Annotated in this window: 19 protein-coding genes; 8 read left to right on the top strand and 11 right to left on the bottom strand. The window is 58.0% G+C overall.

Annotated elements, in window-relative coordinates; translation table 11 throughout:
• Nucleotides 1-124: 124 nt before the first annotated feature.
• The 3 genes from cgtA to rplU form a co-directional block, all read right to left on the bottom strand.
• The gene (cgtA, locus tag ACP3TY_RS01290; protein WP_426619104.1) at nucleotides 125-1,348 is read right to left on the bottom strand and encodes an Obg family GTPase CgtA; all 1,224 of its coding nucleotides are present in this window, start codon (nucleotides 1,346-1,348) and stop codon (nucleotides 125-127) included.
• Between the two features lie 193 nt (nucleotides 1,349-1,541).
• Complete coding sequence (gene rpmA / locus ACP3TY_RS01285) at nucleotides 1,542-1,799, bottom strand: 50S ribosomal protein L27 (RefSeq protein ID WP_003176049.1); 258 nt, start codon at nucleotides 1,797-1,799, stop codon at nucleotides 1,542-1,544.
• A 34-nt stretch (nucleotides 1,800-1,833) separates the two neighbouring features.
• The gene (gene rplU / locus ACP3TY_RS01280; protein ID WP_003176051.1) at nucleotides 1,834-2,148 is read right to left on the bottom strand and encodes a 50S ribosomal protein L21; all 315 of its coding nucleotides are present in this window, start codon (nucleotides 2,146-2,148) and stop codon (nucleotides 1,834-1,836) included.
• Nucleotides 2,149-2,388: 240 nt separating this feature from the next.
• Between rplU and ACP3TY_RS01275 the strand changes: the two genes are divergently transcribed.
• The 3 genes from ACP3TY_RS01275 to ACP3TY_RS01265 all read left to right on the top strand — a co-directional run bounded on the left by ACP3TY_RS01275 (nucleotide 2,389) and on the right by ACP3TY_RS01265 (nucleotide 4,309).
• Nucleotides 2,389-3,357 (top strand): polyprenyl synthetase family protein, encoded by a 969-nt coding sequence (locus ACP3TY_RS01275; RefSeq protein ID WP_053123982.1) that lies wholly within the window; start codon nucleotides 2,389-2,391, stop codon nucleotides 3,355-3,357.
• A gap of 144 nt (nucleotides 3,358-3,501) precedes the next feature.
• Nucleotides 3,502-3,843 (top strand): zinc ribbon domain-containing protein YjdM, encoded by a 342-nt coding sequence (locus ACP3TY_RS01270; RefSeq protein WP_053123983.1) that lies wholly within the window; start codon nucleotides 3,502-3,504, stop codon nucleotides 3,841-3,843.
• 208 nt (nucleotides 3,844-4,051) lie between these two features.
• Nucleotides 4,052-4,309: a hypothetical protein gene (locus ACP3TY_RS01265; protein WP_282356887.1), complete on the top strand. Its 258-nt coding sequence runs from the start codon at nucleotides 4,052-4,054 to the stop codon at nucleotides 4,307-4,309.
• A gap of 36 nt (nucleotides 4,310-4,345) precedes the next feature.
• Here the strand turns inward: ACP3TY_RS01265 and ACP3TY_RS01260 are convergent, their stop codons facing one another.
• The 4 genes from ACP3TY_RS01260 to ACP3TY_RS01245 all read right to left on the bottom strand — a co-directional run bounded on the left by ACP3TY_RS01260 (nucleotide 4,346) and on the right by ACP3TY_RS01245 (nucleotide 7,379).
• Nucleotides 4,346-5,341, bottom strand: coding sequence for an IS110 family transposase (locus ACP3TY_RS01260; protein ID WP_426617800.1), 996 nt, complete (start codon nucleotides 5,339-5,341; stop codon nucleotides 4,346-4,348).
• A 369-nt stretch (nucleotides 5,342-5,710) separates the two neighbouring features.
• Nucleotides 5,711-6,328 carry an FKBP-type peptidyl-prolyl cis-trans isomerase gene (locus ACP3TY_RS01255; protein WP_008078561.1) on the bottom strand — a complete coding sequence of 206 codons (618 nt, stop codon included), beginning with the start codon at nucleotides 6,326-6,328 and terminating at the stop codon, nucleotides 5,711-5,713.
• Nucleotides 6,329-6,450: 122 nt separating this feature from the next.
• Nucleotides 6,451-6,756, bottom strand: coding sequence for a DUF6482 family protein (locus ACP3TY_RS01250; protein ID WP_053123987.1), 306 nt, complete (start codon nucleotides 6,754-6,756; stop codon nucleotides 6,451-6,453).
• Nucleotides 6,757-6,890: 134 nt separating this feature from the next.
• Entirely contained in the window at nucleotides 6,891-7,379 is a 489-nt protein-coding gene (locus tag ACP3TY_RS01245) for a TIGR00645 family protein (RefSeq protein WP_053123989.1), read from the bottom strand.
• 159 nt (nucleotides 7,380-7,538) lie between these two features.
• Between ACP3TY_RS01245 and ACP3TY_RS01240 the strand changes: the two genes are divergently transcribed.
• Entirely contained in the window at nucleotides 7,539-9,368 is a 1,830-nt protein-coding gene (locus ACP3TY_RS01240) for a hypothetical protein (RefSeq protein ID WP_426619103.1), read from the top strand.
• A gap of 36 nt (nucleotides 9,369-9,404) precedes the next feature.
• Here ACP3TY_RS01240 and ACP3TY_RS01235 read toward each other — a convergent pair whose 3' ends face one another.
• Nucleotides 9,405-9,719, bottom strand: coding sequence for a hypothetical protein (locus tag ACP3TY_RS01235; RefSeq protein WP_053123993.1), 315 nt, complete (start codon nucleotides 9,717-9,719; stop codon nucleotides 9,405-9,407).
• Between the two features lie 310 nt (nucleotides 9,720-10,029).
• A complete protein-coding gene (locus ACP3TY_RS01230) occupies nucleotides 10,030-12,468 on the bottom strand; it encodes a Lon protease family protein (protein ID WP_426619102.1) in 2,439 nt (812 codons plus the stop codon).
• Between the two features lie 300 nt (nucleotides 12,469-12,768).
• Here ACP3TY_RS01230 and ACP3TY_RS01225 point away from each other — a divergent pair, with 300 nt between their 5' ends.
• From ACP3TY_RS01225 to ACP3TY_RS01210, 4 genes are all read left to right on the top strand, one after another.
• Complete coding sequence (locus tag ACP3TY_RS01225) at nucleotides 12,769-13,257, top strand: DUF3015 domain-containing protein (protein ID WP_007909797.1); 489 nt, start codon at nucleotides 12,769-12,771, stop codon at nucleotides 13,255-13,257.
• A gap of 257 nt (nucleotides 13,258-13,514) precedes the next feature.
• Nucleotides 13,515-15,368: a DUF4105 domain-containing protein gene (locus ACP3TY_RS01220; RefSeq protein ID WP_053123998.1), complete on the top strand. Its 1,854-nt coding sequence runs from the start codon at nucleotides 13,515-13,517 to the stop codon at nucleotides 15,366-15,368.
• Between the two features lie 155 nt (nucleotides 15,369-15,523).
• A complete protein-coding gene (locus ACP3TY_RS01215) occupies nucleotides 15,524-15,880 on the top strand; it encodes a hypothetical protein (RefSeq protein ID WP_053124000.1) in 357 nt (118 codons plus the stop codon).
• A gap of 70 nt (nucleotides 15,881-15,950) precedes the next feature.
• On the top strand, nucleotides 15,951-16,445 hold the full coding sequence (locus ACP3TY_RS01210) for a GreA/GreB family elongation factor (RefSeq protein WP_212550809.1): 495 nt from the start codon (nucleotides 15,951-15,953) through the stop codon (nucleotides 16,443-16,445).
• Here ACP3TY_RS01210 and gdhA read toward each other — a convergent pair.
• Together gdhA and ettA are read right to left on the bottom strand one after the other, a co-directional pair.
• Nucleotides 16,442-17,779 (bottom strand): NADP-specific glutamate dehydrogenase, encoded by a 1,338-nt coding sequence (gdhA, locus tag ACP3TY_RS01205; RefSeq protein ID WP_400755830.1) that lies wholly within the window; start codon nucleotides 17,777-17,779, stop codon nucleotides 16,442-16,444. The two genes, ACP3TY_RS01210 and gdhA, sit on opposite strands and share 4 nt — an antisense overlap.
• A gap of 348 nt (nucleotides 17,780-18,127) precedes the next feature.
• Entirely contained in the window at nucleotides 18,128-19,792 is a 1,665-nt protein-coding gene (gene ettA, locus ACP3TY_RS01200; RefSeq protein ID WP_008078577.1) for an energy-dependent translational throttle protein EttA, read from the bottom strand.
• Between the last annotated feature and the right edge of the window lie 186 nt (nucleotides 19,793-19,978).

Here is a 19,978-nt window from a genome sequence, read left to right as displayed (position 1 = left end):
AGCTTGAGGGCAGCGCGACCCAGCGCCGCCCGTGACGTTATTCGTGGCTATGCCTTACCAACGATCGATTTCCAGATACTAAAACGCCGCTCGATTGAGCGGCGTTCAAGTTTATCGCAACGGATCAGTCACGCACGTAAATGATTTCCGGACCGTCTTCGTCATCTACATCTTCTTCGTCCCAATCATCGTCGCCGATGTCGTGAACCGACTTCACGCCGCTGCGGCGCAGGGCACGCTTGTCGTCCAGCGCCTGCAACTGGGCGCGGGCTTCGTCTTCGATGCGCTGATCGAGGTCGGCCAGCTCTTCCTTGTATGCCGGATCGGCAGCAAGGCGATCGGCACGATCTTCCATGTAACGCATGATGTCGTGGCACAGACGCTCGGTACCGATCTTGGCGATAGCCGAAATCACGTAAACCGGGCCAGTCCATTCCAGACGATCAACGATCTCCTTGACGCGCTCTTCGTGCTCTTCTTCAAGGATCTGGTCGCACTTGTTCAGCACCAGCCAGCGATCACGCTCGGCCAGGGACGGGCTGAACTTGACCAGCTCGTTGACGATCACTTCTGCCGCGTCCGGAGCGCTGGCGTCATCCAGCGGCGCCATGTCGACGAGATGCAGCAGCAGACGCGTACGCGCCAAGTGCTTGAGGAAGCGAATACCCAGACCGGCACCATCAGAAGCGCCTTCGATCAGACCCGGAATGTCCGCAACAACGAAGCTCTTCCAACGATCGACGCTGACCACACCGAGGTTTGGCACCAGCGTGGTGAACGGGTAGTCGGCAACTTTCGGCTTGGCCGCCGACACCGAACGGATAAAAGTACTTTTACCGGCGTTCGGCAAGCCCAGCAGGCCAACGTCAGCCAGTACTTTCATTTCCAGTTTCAGGTCGCGCTGCTCACCCGGCTTACCCGGCGTGGTTTGACGCGGCGCACGGTTGGTACTGGATTTGAAACGGGTGTTGCCCAGACCGTGCCAGCCGCCCTGCACAACCATCAACTTCTGACCAGCTTTGGTCAGGTCACCGATGACTTCCTGAGTTGCGGAGTCGATCACTGTGGTGCCAACCGGCACACGCAGGATCAGGTCTTCGCCCTTCTTGCCGGTGCAGTCAGTGCTGCCACCGTTGGAACCGCGCTCGGCATCGAAGTGCCGGGTGTAACGGTAGTCGACCAGGGTGTTGAGGTTTTCGTCAGCCATCATGTAGATGGAACCGCCGTCACCGCCATCACCACCGTTCGGGCCACCGTTTTCGATGAATTTTTCCCGACGGAAACTCATGGCACCGTTGCCACCGTCACCAGCCTTTACGCGAATCGATACTTCATCAACAAACTTCATAACCAACGCCTCTCGCCGTACGGACGAGCCGAAAAACAATCAAGACATAAGACTCTTGCAAAAATGAGCGCAGCGACCCCAAAACACGACCTGCATCGCACGCCGACAGCCCATACAAACAGTTTTGCAAGAGACTCACCCCACAAACGAAAAAGCCCCGTCGCGAGACAGGGCTTTTCCAGCGATTGCGCAATTAAGCTGCGACAACGCTCACGTAACGGCGGTTGAACGCGCCCTTTACTTCAAACTTGATCACGCCTTCGATTTTCGCGAAGAGGGTGTGATCTTTACCCATGCCAACGCCGTAGCCAGCGTGGAATTGGGTGCCGCGCTGACGCACGATGATGTTGCCCGGAATGATTTTCTGGCCGCCATACATCTTAACGCCAAGGCGTTTGGCTTCTGAGTCGCGACCGTTACGGGTACTACCACCAGCTTTTTTGTGTGCCATGAGTCAATTCTCCTAGTGAGGAATTAGGCTGAAATTAAGCCTGAATACCGGTGATTTTGATCTCGGTGTACCACTGGCGGTGGCCCATACGCTTCATGTGGTGCTTACGACGACGGAACTTGATGATGCGGACTTTATCGTGACGACCTTGGGAGATCACTTCAGCCACAACGGTAGCGCCAGCAACAACTGGAGCGCCGATGTTCACGTCATCGCCATTGGCGACCAACAGAACGCGATCAAAAGTAACGGATTCGCCGGTAGCGATTTCCAGTTTTTCGATCTTCAGGTATTCACCTGGGGCGACTTTGTATTGCTTGCCACCAGTAACAATTACTGCGTACGACATGGTATTTCTCCGATAATCCTGCTCACCCAGCTCTTTATAAGAAGAGGTATTGGCTGGCATGGCTGCATAAGGCTGGAAGGCCTGATTGCAATTGCGTAAGGCAGGTGCTGCCCAGGAAGTTCAGGGTGCGCGATTGTACGCAAGCTGTTGAAGTGTTGCAAGAGGCCGTCCATCGCGCCTTGACAGGTCCGGGTGGGGGTCCTAGCATGCCGCGCAACCCTTCTGGAGCAACTGTCTCTGATGCAACCCCAAGCTTTCTACCGCGCGGTGGCGGACGATTTTAACGCCGTCGACGGCATCATCAAGAAGCAGCTGACTTCCCGAGTACCGCTGGTATCGAAAATCGGCGATTACATCACGTCGGCCGGCGGTAAACGCCTGCGTCCTTTATTAGTGTTGCTGTGTGGCAAGGCATTGGGTCGCGAAGGCGACGACATGCGTCTGCTCGCCGCCACCATCGAATTCCTGCACACCGCGACCCTGCTGCATGACGACGTTGTCGACATGTCCGGCATGCGCCGTGGCCGCTCGACCGCCAACGCCATGTGGGGCAACGCTCCGAGCGTGCTGGTCGGCGACTTCCTGTACTCGCGCTCGTTCGAAATGATGGTCGAACTGGGTTCGATGCCGGTGATGAAGATCCTGTCCCAGGCCACGCGCATCATCGCTGAAGGCGAAGTGTTGCAGCTGTCCAAGGTTCGCGACGCCAGCACCACCGAAGAAACCTACATGGAAGTCATCCGCGGCAAAACCGCGATGCTTTTCGAGGCTTCGACGCACAGTGCTGCGGCGCTGGCCGGTGCCACAGCTGAGCAGAGCGAAGCCCTGCGCACTTTCGGCGATCACCTCGGTGTGGCGTTCCAACTGGTCGACGACCTGCTCGACTACAAGGGCGACGCGGAGACTCTGGGCAAGAACGTCGGTGACGATCTGGCCGAAGGCAAGCCGACCCTGCCGCTGATCTACACCATGCGCGAAGGCACGCCGGAACAGGCTGCACTGGTGCGTCAGGCGATTCAGAAAGGCGGGATCGAAGACCTGGAAAGCATCCGCATTGCCGTGGAAGCTTCCGGTTCGCTGGAGTACACCGCGCAACTGGCCCGCGATTACGTGGCCCGTGCGATCAAGTGCCTCGAAGCGCTGCCGGCCAGCGAGTATCGGGATGCACTGGTTGAATTGAGTGAGTTTGCGGTCGCCCGTACGCACTGAAATCGCAGAAGCAAGATCAAAAGATCGCAGCCTTCGGCAGCTCCTACAGGGGTTGTCGGGGCTGCGATTTTTGCTTTTGACTGCCTGAACAGCTAAAACCCTATACAATGTGCGACTTTTAGCGATCCCTCCCAAGGAGCCTTAGTGAGCACGTTGCCACCCTGCCCGAAATGCAATTCCGAATACACCTACGAAGACGGTACCCAACTGGTGTGCCCGGAGTGCGCCCACGAGTGGTCTGCCAGCGGCGAAGCCGAAGCAGCCTCCGATGACACCGTGAAGAAAGATTCGGTCGGCAACGTCCTGCAGGACGGCGACACCATCACTGTGATCAAGGATCTGAAGGTCAAGGGCACCTCGCTGGTGGTCAAGGTCGGCACCAAGGTCAAGAACATCCGCCTGTGCGATGGCGACCACGACATCGACTGCAAGATCGACGGCATCGGCCCGATGAAACTCAAATCCGAGTTCGTCAGAAAAGTCTGATTGCGCTGTCATCCATCCCGCGCCAGCCGTGGGATGGAGCTTCACCCTCCCCCCGCCGTACCTCAATAAATCCACGCAATAGCCAAACGCCAGCCGTTTTGACCTTACGCAATCTTTACCCGGAAAAAATCAGAATCCGCCAATAGGCGCTTGCTATTTCGATAATAAGAATTATTCTCATCAAACACCTTCAATGGAGATGAGAACCATGACTTATTTGATCGACGCCTGGCTGGATCGCCCACATCCTTACCTCAGGATCCTCCATCGGGAAACCGGCGAGGTCTGTGCGGTGCTTGAAGAGGAAGCCTTGCATGAGCTGCAGGATCAAGGGGATCTGGATGTCAGCAGCCTGAGTTCCAGCGAGCCGATGGTGCTCAAGGAACTGGTGCGCAATCTGTTCCTGTTCTGCTACGCCCGGGCGTTGCGCCCGACCCATGAACTGCAGCACAAGATCGAAATATGAAACACGCCACAAACCCTGTAGATACTCTGTTTACGGTCAAGCTTTTGCGAGGTCTTTTGCGCTAAAAAGCTTGGCCGTATCGAAATCTTCTCCGGCTTGCATGCAAGCCCACAGACCGGTCAGGTATTTGCGCATGACGGCGACGATCGCCTGCATCTTTCTCTTTCCTCGCCCGATCAGCGCTTCGTAAAAGGCTTTCACGTTGCTGTCGCAACGAATGGCGGTCAGCGCTGGCATATACATCGCTGAGCGTAGGTAGGCGTTTCCGCCCTTACTTATCCGCCCAGGTTTATCGATGCTGGTACCTGATTGCGTAAGCCGCACATCGAGTCCTGCATGTCGGCTGACCTGCGCGGATTTAAGCGTCACCGGCAAGGTCGTCAATTCAGCCAGTGCCGCAAATACTGAAATTTCGCCCATCCCCGGCGCTGCGATCATGTGCCCGAACTGGGCGCTTAACGTCGGGCAATTGTCGATCAGTGCCCGGCCTGCGAGCCTGAAACGCTCGATTCGCTTGTCGAAGGCCTCAATGGCTTCTTCTTCGTCTTCAATCAACATCGTCAGGGTTGTTTGAGTAGCCTTCAGCGCATGCAGCTCGTTCTTGGCTCGGGTGCGATGACATGTCAGACGATTGATATGCCTTCCGATAGCCCGCAACTCCAGCTGTATGGCTGTAGGTGGAGTCCACAATCTTGGGCTCATGCGCTCGCCGTATTCAGCTAGCAATTGGGCATCGATTGCATCGGTTTTGCTGTTTTTCAGCATCAGCTTGGCGAAGTTATGAAAGCTCTTCGGATTGATAACCGAAACGGGCAAACCCGCCGCAGCGAGCTCCATGGCCAAATCCAGGTAATAGATGCCGGTGGCTTCCATCACCACGGATAAAGGCTTGAGTTCGAGCAACTTGTTGATCGCCGCCTTACGCCCTGCGGGTGTTTGGTCGATGTTGCAGGCGCCTGCAAAACGACCGTCGTTACGCCAACCCATGGCGGTCGTGCGAGACCCCACATCCAAACCGACATGCATGCTCATGCTTTCAACTCCGAGTGAACTGGGTTAAAAATGCTTCCTGGTTCCCCTGACCTCGAACTTCATGCCACTGCAACCTTGTAATGCGAAGTCCGACTCGTCGGCTTCTCGATACTCTTCGTGGTGGGCAATGAGGCGGGGGGACCTCTCTACAGACAAGGTCAGGAGCAAGTCCTGCCTTTAGGAGCGATCGGTCTCCCCCAGAAAAACATCTTCGTATGTCCGCACCAGTGAGCCTAGATCTCAATTGACTGGTGTGAGGGCAACATACAAGGAGCAGAGCTTGCTCGCGAAAGCGGTCTTTCATTCAACATTTATGTCGATTGACCGGACGCCTTCGCGGGCAAGCCTTGCTCCTACAAGGTCACGGGATTACAGAACGTCCAGCAGCTCGACGTCGAATACCAGAACGCTGTGCGGCGGGATGCTGCCAACGCCTTGCGCGCCGTAAGCCAGTTCGCTCGGCACGTACAGACGCCATTTGCTGCCGGCATTCATCAGTTGCAGGGCTTCGGTCCAGCCGGCGATCACGCCGCCAACCGGGAATTCTGCTGGCTGGCCGCGCTCGTAGGAGCTGTCGAACACAGTGCCGTCGATCAGCGTGCCGTGGTAGTGAGTACGCACCTGGTCTTCACGGGTTGGCTTGGCGCCTTCGCCCTGAGTCAGCACTTCGAATTGCAGGCCGGAAGCCAGAGTGGTGATGCCGTCACGCTTGGCGTTTTCAGCCAGGAATGCCAGACCTTCGCCAGCAGCGGCTTCAGCTTTGGCAGCCGCTTCGGCTTGCATGATTTCGCGGATAACCTTGAAGCTGGCGGACATTTCTTCCTGACCAACACGGCTTTCCTTACCGGCGAAAGCGTCGGTCAGACCGGCCAGGATCGCGTCCAGGCTAACGCCCGGTGGCGGGTTGTCGCGCAGCTGGTCACCCAGCTGACGGCCAATGCCGTAGCTGACGCGGGTTTCGTCGGTGGACAGATTTACTTCGGACATGACACTGCTCCGCTGTGCGGACGGCCACAAGACTTGCCGTGCGTGCACAGCGCGTCCCGGCGCGCCCGGAACCAAAAGGGCGAGCAGACTAGCACAGATGCTTCGGCGATGGGACGCAGCGCCTACAGGGCGGAACGCCAGGCCAGCGGTACCTTCAGACTTTCCTCGCCACTGGCGCCCAGGCCACACATTTCATCATGTACCGAGGTGTGTACGAGGTTGAAGGGCAGCACCGGAAAGGCATGCAGCAAATCTCGCGCATGCTCCACCGAACGCAGCGTCAGCATGTTGCCCTTGGGATCACTCAACGGATACGCCGCGCCATGCATGCGCGCTTCGAGCAGATAAATCCCGCCCTCCATCGAGATCAGATTCAGCTCATCGACCTTCCTGGCAATGGCAAACGCATTCAACTCTTGCAGGTTCATGTGCGCACCTCTCGCGATGGCGAATCAGGACGTCTACAGGGATATGCCCGCGCGCCCCAAAGCACAAGCCACAAACGACACCGCCCGTCTGTTTCGCAACAGACGGGCGGTGTTTTGCAGCGTTCAACAAACGATCAGTGCTTGGTGAGCTTGTCCAGGTAACCCATGGCGAAGGCCGAGATCACGAAGGTCATGTGAATGATCACGTACCACATCAGGTGCTCGGGATCGACGTTCTTGGCGTCCATGAAGATGCGCAGCAAGTGGATCGAAGAGATCGCCACGATCGACGCCGCGACTTTCATCTTCAGCGAAGACGAGTCCATGGTGCCCAGCCAGCTGAGCTTCTCCTTGCCCTCGTCGATGTCCAGTTGCGAGACGAAGTTCTCGTACCCGGAAATCATCACCATCACCAACAGGCCGCCGACCAGCGCCATGTCGATCAGCGACAGCAGTACCAGAATCAGATCCGACTCGGCCATCGCAAACACGTTGGGCAGGATATGGACGATTTCCTGGAAGAATTTCAGTGCCAACGCGAGCAGACCGAGGGACAAGCCGATGTAGATCGGCGCCAGCAGCCAGCGCGTGGCGTACATTGCGTTTTCGATAAAGCGTTCCATTGAATCTCACACTGGGGGCTGGAAATGGCGGCGAGTATACCAGCCCGTCATGACCGCCAGAAACCGTCCTGAATCCGCCGTTTGCGCACGTATGACAAAGAATTTCTGCTAGTGTCCAAACCTATGAAAGCCCAGTGACGTTGGACAGGATGCGTGGAAATGGATGTGCGATTGCCGATAACAACTGCCGGAATTTGCTTCGCGCTGCTGATGAGCGGTTGCTCGCCCGGCGATGAGAAGCACGCGACAAGCCTTGAAGAGAAAACCGCCAAGTTCGAACAATCCCTGGACACCATCACCGATCCGAAACTCAAGGACGCCGTCAGCGAACTCGGCGGCTCATTGCTGTTGCTCCAGCGCGCAAAACAGAAACTCGACAGCAACCCGGCGAAAACCGAATACGGCGAAGACGCCCTCGGCGTGCTCAAGCATTACCCAAGCCCGCAGGCATTGGTCGATACCTTTATCAACGGTCTGTTTGTGTTGCACAAGGATTCCAGCTCCGACTACCTCACCGACCTGCAACCGGTGTTCCCTTTCAACCTCAATATTCCCGGCGGCTTCCTCTTTCCTCACGGCGTGGAATGGCAGTCGGTCACGCTGAGTAACAAACGCGTCATTGGCTACCAGCCGGAATGGTCGGAAACCGATCCCGGCATTCAGCTCAGCCCTTCCAGCTCCAACGTCACCAACCCCGATGACCTGACCGTGACCTACCCGTTCATCGACGGTCTGAACGTCGACAAGAAGAGCCTGCCGCAACCGGTCAGCCTGCAAGGCAAGCTCGAAGTCATCGCGCCGCGTCGCCTGTACAGCTTCGATCTGACGCAGAAAGACGTTGGCCAGACCCGCACCAACGACAACCTCAGCGTGAAACTGCTGAAGCTTGAAAAGAATTCCGCCGAAGTCGAATTCAGTAACACCCTGCCATTGGCCCCGGAAGTGGCTGAGGCGCAGCTCAATCCGATGATCGTTCAGGCCCGCGATAGCACCGGGCAATATCTGGTGCGTGCTGGCTCGATCAACGAGAGCCCGGAGCAAGTGGCGTTCTACGAAAAACAACTGACGAATCTGCAACAGCAGAAAGCCTGGAGCGATGCGCTGGACAAGCAGCTCACTGCCGAGCAACAGGCGTTCGAGGAAAAACATCCAAAGCGCTACAACAAGGTCTACTTCAACGGCCCGATCGAAACCCTGGAAGTCAGTGTGCTGGATTTCTCTTCGGTGACCGTATCGCGTAAAGCGCTGGACTTGCCGATCCGCGCCTTCAAACAGCACACCACGGAAAAAGCCATTCAGCCGCTGGATCTGCCGGTGACGGTTTACGACGATCAGACGGTGAGCTGGCTCAAGGGCGCGAGCCTGACCGAAGAGCAATTGAAGGCCGGTGTGCGCATCCATCAATCCGTCGAAGAACCGAGCGCCGCACGCATCGAGTTCTCCCACCGCCGCACGTTCAACGATGAATTGCTCGGTGACGATTTCAACCCCGGCGAAAGCCCGGTGACGTTCTTTACCGAGAAGCACAACGGCAAACTCGACGAGCCGATCGAACTGCCGCCCGAGGCGTACCAGGTCGATCCGTTGCGCGCGACGATTACTTACGATTTGAATCTGTTCCCGGAAACCCCGGCGATTGCTGTCGGTTCGATGCCGTTGTTTTTGGCGACCGTGGCCAAGCAGGCCTACGACGAAAAATCGTTGCCCAAAGGGCTGGAGATCAAGAACAACACGCTGCTGGTGGATCTGAAATTGTTTCCGGCCAACGAATATCGCTACTTCGTCAAAGACGACAGCGGCAATTATTTGAAGGAAATTCTATCGGTCAGCCACGACGCCAGTGCAGAAGGACCGGCGTTAGTCGGCGTGCATTATTTTTATGGTCGCCCGACTCACGTGGAAACCTATCAGCGCACCGACCTCGCCACCGTGCAATATGGTTTTGAGGTCAAACTCGACAAGGCGCAGACGTCCGACGCGGCGCCTTGAGGAACAGGATCAAAAGATCGCAGCCTGCGGCAGCTCCTACAGGGCGCGGCTGCGGCCTCCGTTGATCTGGCGCAGTTGGGCTTGCAGGTGCAGGCTCCAGATTTGCGGATCGTCGGCCAGTTCGTAGCCGTGCAGCGTCAGGCTCTCAACGATGGTGTCGAGAATCGACTCGGCCGCGATCGGCCCGTGAAACGGTCCCTGGGCTTTGATGGCGGAAGGTTGTTCGCCGGCCATACCGGCGGCGAAGAGTAGCGTCCACATGCCGTTATCGCCGGCCAACGGCTTGATGGCGCATTCGATGCGGGTCACGAGACCCAGGCATTGACGGGTGAGGCAGAGGTTGCGCGACATGGCGGCGACCCTCGGTGAAGCCGGTATTCAGCCCCCACGGGAGGACTGGCTCGATCCAGTGATACTGTCGATATCCTTGAGCTGAGAATAGAAGAAAAGTCCGCTGCGCAAGCCAGATAGAACCAGCAGGCGCCGAATGGTCATTGTGTGAAGTTTGACGTCAGAGTAGTGGCGAATTTTGATGTCGTTACACCAAACAAATGTGGGAGCGAGCCTGCTCGCGAATGCGGAGTTTCAGGCAACTTATTCGTCGTCTGATACACCGCTTTCGCGAGCAGGCTCGCTCCCACAGTTTTGACCGCGTTTGACCTTAGGCCGGTTTTGCTTCGGCTAACGCCTCTTGGGCCAGTTCCTTTTCCGCTTCCTTGAGGTCTTCTTCGCTGATCATTTCAGCGATGTCGCGCAAGCGCTCGACCACCCGTGCATTGATGCTGCCTTCCGGAAATTCGCCGTCGGCATTCGGCTCACCGGCCGGTTCGCCGACCAGCAGGCTCAACGCCTCGTCGGCCTGACGCACCGCGTAAACGTGGAACTGCCCGGCACGCACCGCCGCCAGCACTTTCTCATCGAGCATCAACGTTGCCACGTTGGCCTGCGGAATGATCGCGCCCTGCTCGCCCGTCAGCCCGCGTGCTTCGCAGAGACGGAAGAAGCCTTCGATCTTCTCGTTGACCCCACCGACCGCCTGCACTTCACCGAACTGGTTGATCGAGCCGGTGATCGCGAAGCACTGCTTGAGCGGGGTTTTCGACAGCGCCGAAATCAACGTGCACGCCTCGCCCAGCGATGCACTGTCGCCATCGACGTAACCATAGGATTGCTCCAGCGCGATGCTCGCGGAAATCGCCAACGGGAATTCCTGCGCATAACGGCTGCCCAGATACCCGGTGAGGATCATCACGCCTTTGGAGTGGATCGGTTGACCGAGGTTAACTTCACGCTCGATGTCGACGATACCGCTGCCGCCCGGGTACACCGTAGCGGAAATCCGCGCCGGCACACCGAACGCCGAATCGCCGACTTCGAGCACGGTCAGCCCGTTGCACTTGCCGACTGCCGCGCCATCGGTGTCGATGAGGATGATCCCGGCGAGCATGTCGTCGAGAATCCGCGCCGACACGCGACCAGTACGCGTGGCTTTGGCTTTCAGCGCACGTTCGATGTGGCCAGCATCGGTCATTTCATCGCCAGCCAGATGGCGGATGAAATCCGCTTCGCTGACCAGTTGGAACAGGTCGCCGATACGCGCCGACAAACGCCCTTGGTGCTCGGCCAGCCGTGCGCTGTACGTCGCCAGACGCGCCACCGCGTCGGCGGTCAGCGGCGCCATGCCTTCTTCCGAGGTGCGGGTTTTCAACAGCTGGGCGAATTGCTCCAGGCTCTCGTCGACCATCGGGATGTCTTCGTCGAAATCCACCAGAACGCGGAACATCTCCTGGAAGTCCGGATCGAGGTCTTGCAGCGTGTAATACAGCGACCGCGCACCGATGATGATGACTTTGACCTGCAACGGAATGTGCTGCGGGTTGAGCGTGACCGTGGCGAAACGGCCCATCTCGCCCAGCGGCGATTCCATTTTCAGCTTGCGCGATTGCAGGGCGCGTTTCAGCGCATCCCACACGAACGGCTCGCTGAGCATTTTTTCCGCTTCAAGAATCAGGAAACCGCCGTTGGCGCGGTGCAAGGCACCCGGGCGCAACTGACGATAAGTGGTGTAGAGCGCGCCCTGATCGGTGGTGTATTCGATACGACCGAAGAGGTTTTCGTAAGTCGGGTGCGGTTCGAATACCACCGGCGCACCGCCGCTGACTGGATGACCGACGACCAGACTTGGCGCGTATTGCTCTTCGAGCAGCTTGCGCGCCACGGCGTCGGTCTTGCTGTCGTCGACCAGTTGCTCGACCACGGTTTTCAGCAGGTACACCTGCATCGCTTGCAGGTAACCGCAGACCGCCGCGTTCTCGGCGTACTTCTCCGACAGCGGCGACAGCAACGGCTGCAGCGCCAACGTGATGGTTTCTTCGTTGAGCGAACGCAGTTGATTGTTCGACTCGCGCTTCCATTGCGGCAGGCTGGCGAGTTCTTCGTTCAGGCGTTCTTCAAGCCCGGAAATATCATCGTGAAAACGCTCGCGATCAGCTTCCGGCAACTGCGCGAATTCAGCTTCGTCCAAGGCTTTGCCGTCGAGCATCGGCGTGAAGGCGATGTTGCTGCTGTCGCGATAGAGGGCGACGTCTTTTTCCAGGGCCAGCCGCTCGATGATGTCGAGGGCCTTGTCGTAGCGCTGGTTGAAGGCGCGGTCGATGGCGCTTTTCCTTTGCTGGTAGGACGGGTGCTCGAAGACTGCCGGAAACGTTGCCAGCAGGTTGTCGATCAAACCGTTGATGTCACCGATGAACGAAGCGGCGGTGCCGGATGGCAACTCCAGTGCGCGGGGCTCGCGCGGCTCATCGAAATTGTTCACATAGACCCAGTCCGCCGGGGTCTGCAGGCGTTTGCCTTCGGCCTTAAGGTAGCGTTTGACGAACGAGAAACGGCCGGTGCCGGGCTCGCCCATGACAAACACGTTGTAACCGGGGCGTGGCATGGCCACACCGAACTGCAAGGCTTCGACCGCGCGTTCCTGGCCGAGCACACCGCGAAAGGGCTCCAGATCATTGGTGGTAGTGAAGCTGAACTGTTCAGCGGAAAACGGACGGGTCAGCGCTTCGGGCGCAAGACGCAAGCTGGCAGCAACAGGATCAGGCATCGGGCTTCCTTAACAATCAGGCGGGGCAGATAGCCGCATTCTGGCGCTGCCCGTGCCCCACTGGCAAGGCGCGCCATGTGACAAAGCATAGACAACCGGATCTCTGCGCACCGGCTCCCCTGAAACCGGGGTTATTACCGAATCTTTTGTAAAAAATCACGGAACCGCAGGAACGTGCCTAAACTCCAAACTGCGCGGCTGGAACTAATACCGGCCCACTGGCTTCGTTTGGGTCTGTCTTGTACAGCGCTTGGGGGCCAGAACCCTGTCCATTGGTATGCACACAAAGAGAACAAAGCTATGAAACGGATTCTTCTCGGTACTCTCTTCACCGCTGTATCCATCAACGCAATGGCGCAAGCTCCAGGCGGCCCGGATTGCGGTTGGGGCAACATGCTGTTTGAAGGTCAGCGTGGCACCCCTGCTCACTTCCTCGCTTCCACCACTAACGGCACTTCCGGTAACGCTACGTTTGGTATGACTTCCGGCACCAACGGTTGCTCGACCAATGCGTCGCTGACCTACGGCGGCAAATCCTGGTTTGCCATGAATGGCATGATGAACGAGCTGTCCGAAGACATGGCTAAAGGCAACGGCGAAGCGCTGACGACTTATGCTGTGGTACTGGGCGTGGCGCCGGAAGATCGTGCGCACTTCGCTGCTGTGACTCACGAGCACTTCCAGCAGATCTTCAGCAAAGCTGACGTGACCGCTGAAGACGTGCATACCAACACCCTGGCTGTGCTGAAATCGGATCCTCGTCTGGCCAAGTACGCAACGCAGGCTTAAGCTCGACCCCGCCCGCTTCCTTCGGGGAGCGGGTTTTATTTTTTGGGCTGTCGCCTCCTGGGCAAAGCCAAATGCATGACTGCATGACTGTAGGAGCTGTCGAGTGCAACGAGGCTGCGATCTTTTGATCTTTTTTGATCGTTGAAAAACAAAGATCGCAGCCTCGTTGCACTCGACAGCTCCTACAGTTTTAGTGTCCGTCAGGGCATGGCATTCTGCGCAGGATCTTTATTTTCTTTCGACTTAAGTTGCCACTTATGCTCAAACGCCTTGCCTGGCTGGCGCTCTGTGTCTGCGCCCCGCTGTCCGCCGCGCCCCATGTCGACCCTCAACGTTTGCAGCAACTGGCCAACGACCGCTTCTGGATTTCCCTCGGTCATTACGAAACCGCCAAACTCGGCGGCTGGCGCAGCTATGTCAGCGACAAGAAATTCTTTCTCGCGCCCGATGGCAATGAACATCCCGATCACGAATTGGCGGCGACCGTGCAAGCGTTGTACGCCCCGGCCAGTCTCGGTGAAAAGCACGCGCAGTGCGTTTACCCGGCGCGCACGCGCTGGCTGAAAGCGCAACTCAATCTGAAAGATCTGCCGGCACCTGATTGCGCCGAGTACAAAAAATGGATGAAGGACGTCTCGCCGCACAGCGCGGTGATGATCTTCCCGGCGGCGTATTTGAACAGTCCGTCATCGATGTTCGGCCACACCCTGCTGCGCATCGACCAAGCTGACGTGCAGGCCGACAAGACCTCGCTGCTCAGCTACGCGATCAACTTCGGCGCCTACATCGAAGGTTCCGACAACAGCATTCTCTACGCCTGGAAAGGTTTGATGGGCGGTTATCCGGGCCTGTTCGCGCTGGTGCCGTATCAGGAGAAACTCTCCGAATACCGCAGCCTGGAAAACCGTGATCTGTGGGAATACCGACTCAATCTGACGCAAGAAGAAACCGCACGCATGGTCGAACATGTGTGGGAGTTGAAGCAGATCCAGTTCGACTATTTCTTCTTCGATGAAAACTGCTCGTACCGCTTGCTCGAGCTGCTGCAAGTGGCCCGCCCAAGTCTGCGCCTGACCGAACAATTCCCGCTGACGGCGATTCCGACCGACACCGTGAAAGCGGTGAAAGAAGCCGGGCTGGTGGAAAGTATTGAATATCGTCCGTCCCGTGAGCGCGAGTTGCTGAGTCGCGCCGAGCCTTTGACGGGTGAAGAACAGGATTGGGTGCTGAAAGTCAGCGCCGATCAGCAGGTGTTGCAAGAGCCGACCTTCAAAGCCCTGCCCCGCGATCGTCAGGCGTTGATCATCGACGCGGCATATCGCCTCGAACGCTACCGCGCCAACGGTCAGGAACGTGATCCGCAACGGGCGCAACGCAGTTTCGAACTGCTGCGAGCGATCAATAAAAACCCGGCACCCGATCTGCAGATTCCGCAACCGGGCTTGCCGGAAGACGGCCACGAATCGCGCACCTGGCAGGCAGGCCTCGGCACGCGCGGCGATCGTGCGTTCGGCGAGTACGGTTTGCGTATGGCTTATCACGATCTCAACGACAACGCCGAAAGCTTCCCGCTCGGCGCGCAGATTGAAATCCTGCAGATGAAGCTGCGTCAGTACGAAGGCAATCACTGGCAGTTCCAGCAACTGGATCTGGCGACGATTCGCTCGCTGACACCGCGCAATGAGTTGTTGCAGCCATTGTCGTGGCAAGTCACCGGTGGTCTTGAGCGCGTGCCGGGCAAGCATGATGACGAGACGCTGGTCAGTCATGTGAATGGTGGCGGTGGCGGCACGTGGGCGCTGGGTGACGATGTGCTGGGATTTGCGCTGGGCACCGTGCGGGTTGAGCACAACAATGACTTTGCTGAATTTGTTTCGCCGGCCGGTGGTTTCAATACCGGCGTGCTGTGGCGCAATCCGCTGGGAAATATGAGCCTGGAGGCCAAGGGTGATTACTTCACCAATGGCGAAGTGCGGCGCAGTTTGAGTCTGAATCAGCAGTGGGAACTGTCGCGCAATCTTGGTTTGCGCTTGAGTGCGCAGCGCGAGTTCAGCCACATCGCCACGCCGGAAACGGAAGTCATGCTCGAAGTGAAGTGGTATCACTATTAAAAGATCGCAGCCTTCGGCAGCTCCTACATTTGGAATGTGCTTCACCTGTAGGAGCTGCCGCAGGCTGCGATCTTTTGATCTTTCTTTCACACCCCACTAATGAATCACCTTCTAGACTCTCCTTATAAGCCGGACAACCGGCTCAGGAGAGTGCGATGTGGCGGTGTGCGGGTTTGCTGGGGGTTTTGCTGTTCGTGAGCGGTTGCCAGACCACCCACGATGATTTGATCGCCAAAGGCTACCCACCGGCCTTTGCCGACGGTTTCGATGACGGTTGCGTCAGTGGTCGCCAGGCTGCCGGTTCGATCAGCGGCGAATTCCGCAAAAACGTCCCGCGCTATCTCAAAGACAAGCAATACGCCGAGGGCTGGACGGACGGCTTCCGCCAATGTCAGGCGATGCTCGAAAACAAGGATCGCGACGAGTACCGCAACGAGCATTGGGACGAACGCGAGCGCGCCTGGCAGCAGCAAAAAGATCAGGACGCCGCGCGGGCTTATCGCTCGCCCTAGGTCGCTCCCAGACATCCAGTGAAACCAAATGCCTGCGAGCATGGCCCAAACCTCATACGAGGAGGAACCCATGAGCCGTGCTTTCGTCAACGAAGACAACGCCGCCGCACAAGCCGATCAACCAGTTGAACGGCAGGTCAGCGAGCAGCCCAATTACGTCACGTCACAAGGCTTGGCGCAGTTGCAGGCGAGAGTCGCCGAACTGCAAACCCAGCACGCCGAGCAATCGGCTAAAGGTGAGCAGGCCGACAAACAACGGCTGGCCGACCTGCAAAGGGATTTGCGTTATTTCAATCAGCGCTTGAGCAGTGCGCAAGTGGCTGTGCCGGCAACGTCCAGAGACAAAGTGCAGATCGGCAGTTGGGTCACCTACGCGGATGAGCACGACACAGAACGCCGCGTGCAACTGGTCGGTGAAGATCAGGCCGATGCCGCCAAAGGCCTGATCAACTGGGGCTCACCGCTGGGCCGGGCGCTGCTCGGTGCCCGGCTCAACGACGAGGTGCTGTGGCAGCGCCCCGCCGGCGATCAAGTGATTGAAGTGATCCGCATCGAACCGGCTTAAACCACGCCCTGCGCCAGCATCGCGTCGGCGACTTTGACGAAGCCGGCGATGTTCGCGCCTTTGACGTAATTGATCCGACCGTTCTCTTCGCCGTAGTGCACGCAGGCGTGGTGGATCGATTGCATGATGTTGTGCAGCTTGCTGTCCACCTCACCCGCCGTCCACAGCAGACGCATGGCGTTCTGCGACATCTCCAGACCACTCACCGCGACTCCGCCGGCATTGGAAGCCTTGCCCGGCGCGAAGAGAATGCCGGCCTCGATAAAGATATCCACAGCCTCCAGCGTGGTTGGCATGTTCGCGCCCTCAGCGACGCATACGCAGCCATTGCGCAGCAGCGTGCGCGCGGCTTCGGCGTCGAGTTCGTTCTGCGTGGCGCACGGCAATGCGATATCGCATGGCAGCGACCATGGCAACTGACCGGCGCGGAATTCCAGGCCGAATGCTAAGGCCAATTCACTGATGCGCCCGCGTTTGACGTTTTTCAGCTGCAGCAGCGCCGACCACTGTTCTTCGCTCAGGCCCGCCTCGCAATACAGCGTGCCTTCGGAGTCGGACAGCGAAATCACCTTGCCGCCCAGATCCATCACTTTGCGCGCGGCGTATTGCGCGACGTTGCCGGAACCGGAGATCGCCACGCGTTTGCCTTCCACGGTTTGCTCGCGACGTTTGAGCATTTCTTCCGCGAAGTACACACAACCGAAACCGGTGGCTTCCGGACGAATCAGGCTGCCGCCGTAGGTCATGCCTTTGCCGGTGAGGACGCTGGTGAACTGGTTGCTCAGGCGTTTGTACTGGCCGAAGAGGAAACCGATCTCGCGCGCCCCGACACCGATGTCACCGGCCGGCACGTCAACGTCGGCGCCGATGTGGCGATACAACTCGCTCATGAACGCCTGGCAGAAACGCATGACTTCGGCGTCGCTCTTGCCCTTCGGATCGAAGTCGGCACCGCCCTTGCCGCCGCCCATGGGCAACGAGGTCAGGGAGTTTTTGAAGGTCTGTTCGAAGGCGAGGAATTTCAGCACCCCCATGTTCACCGACGGATGGAAACGCAAGCCGCCCTTGTACGGGCCGATGGCGCTGTTCATCTGGATGCGGAAACCGCGATTGACCTGAACCTTGCCCTGATCGTCGACCCACGACACGCGGAACACCACGGCACGCTCTGGCTCGCAGATGCGCTCCAGAATTCCCGAAGTCAGGTAATGCGGATTGGCTTCGAGAAACGGCCACAGGCTGCGCAGGACTTCTTCGACGGCCTGGTGAAATTCGGGCTGATCCGGGTCGCGTTTTTTCAGGCGGGCGAGGAAGGATTCGACGGATTCGATCATGGGGAAAGTCTCGGCAAATTTATTATCGTTGGAAGAGATTGGGCCGGACTGTAACAAACGAATTGCGCACAGGAATAGAGCGAAATGTCGCGGATATGAAATTAAATGGTGCACAGGATATAAATCAGGGGGATTTTTTGACCTATTGTGCACCTGATTGGTGAGTTCCAATCCAAGATTTGCACCAACAGTTATTCCGCTTTCGCGAGCAGGCTCGCTCCCACAGGGGAATGCATTTCAAATGTGGGAGCGAGCCTGCTCGCGAAGGGGTCACCACTGTCCATCTGAAAAAACCCGGGCAAAAAAAAACGGAGCCCGAAGGCTCCGCTTTTATGCAACCAACCCGAATCAGGCCAGTTTCTTGTGACGTACCCGGTGTGGCTGGGCAGCCGCTTCGCCGAGGCGTTTCTTGCGATCCGCTTCGTACTCGGTGTAGTTGCCTTCGAAGAAGATCGCTTGCGAGTCGTCTTCGTACGCGAGGATGTGTGTCGCCACGCGGTCAAGGAACCACCGATCGTGAGAGATCACAATTGCAGCGCCCGGGAAGTCCAGCAGGGCTTCTTCCAGGGAACGCAGGGTTTCAACGTCGAGGTCGTTGGACGGTTCGTCGAGCAGCAGGACGTTACCGCCCTCCTTCAGGGTCAGCGCGAGGTGCAGACGACCGCGCTCACCACCGGACAGATCCTTGACGAACTTCTGCTGATCGCCGCCCTTGAAGTTGAAGCGACCGACGTAAGTGCGCGACGGGATCTCGTAGTTGCCGATGCGGATCTGGTCGGAACCGTCGGAAATCTGCTGGAACACAGTCTTGCTGCCGTCGAGGTCGTCGCGGCTCTGATCGACGCAAGCCAGTTGCACGGTTTCGCCGACTTCGATGCTGCCCGAATCCGGTTGTTCCTTGCCCATCAGCATGCGGAACAGGGTCGATTTACCGGCACCGTTACCGCCGATCACGCCGACGATGGCGCCCTTCGGCATCGAGAACGACAGGTTGTCGATCAACACGCGATCGCCGTAGCCCTTGGTGACGTTCTTGAATTCGATGACCTTGTCACCCAGACGCGGGCCGGCCGGGATGTAGATCTCGTTGGTTTCGCTGCGCTTCTGGAATTCCTGCGATTGCATTTCTTCGAAGCGTTGCAGACGTGCCTTGGATTTCGACTGGCGGGCTTTCGCGCCTTTGCGCACCCACTCCAGTTCTTCCTTCATGGCTTTTTCGTGCGCCGACTGCTGCTTGGATTCAGCGGCCAGACGATCGGACTTGGCTTCAAGCCAACCCGAGTAGTTGCCTTCGTATGGAATGCCCGCGCCACGGTCAAGTTCGAGAATCCAGCCGGCGACGTTGTCGAGGAAGTAACGGTCGTGCGTGATCGCTACCACGGTGCCCGGGAAGTCGTGCAGGAAGTGCTCCAGCCACGCAACGGAATCGGCGTCCAAGTGGTTGGTTGGTTCGTCGAGCAGGAGCATGTCCGGGGCGGACAGCAGCAAGCGGCACAGGGCCACACGACGTTTTTCACCACCGGAGAGGAATTCGACCTTGGCGTCCCACGCCGGCAGACGCAGTGCGTCGGCAGCGACTTCCAGTTGGCGATCAAGGTTGTGGCCGTCGCTGGCTTGCAGGATCGCTTCGAGCTTGGCCTGTTCAGCCGCCAGTTTGTCGAAGTCGGCATCTTCTTCAGCGTAAGCCGCGTAGACCTCGTCCAGGCGGGCCTGGGCGTTCTTGATCACGCTGACCGCTTCCTCGACCACTTCACGCACGGTCTTGGTCGGATCAAGTTGTGGCTCTTGCGGCAGATAACCGATGTTCAGTTCCGGCATCGGGCGCGCTTCGCCTTCGAACTCGGTGTCGACGCCGGCCATGATTTTCAGCAGCGTGGACTTACCCGAACCGTTGAGGCCGAGCACGCCGATCTTGGCGCCGGGGAAGAACGACAGCGAAATGTTTTTGAGGATTTCCCGCTTCGGCGGAACAACTTTGCCCAGCCGATGCATGGTGAAGACGTATTGAGCCATGGAGAACCTTGGGTCAGTGACAGATGAATGATTGCAGCGCGGGCGATGCCCGGCCAGACCATGCGCGTCGTTCACTTGATGGTTATCAATGCGTGCGCGCTGAAAAAGTCTGAGTCTAGGAGCTGGAACGCTCCCGCGTAACCGGCAAAGCTACCTGAATGACGGAAGGCAGTCCAGCCGAGCGGG

This window comes from Pseudomonas rustica, from assembly GCF_049959085.1.
Classification (GTDB): Bacteria; Pseudomonadota; Gammaproteobacteria; order Pseudomonadales; family Pseudomonadaceae; genus Aquipseudomonas; species Aquipseudomonas rustica.
This window is presented reverse-complemented; position numbering and strand designations above follow the sequence as displayed.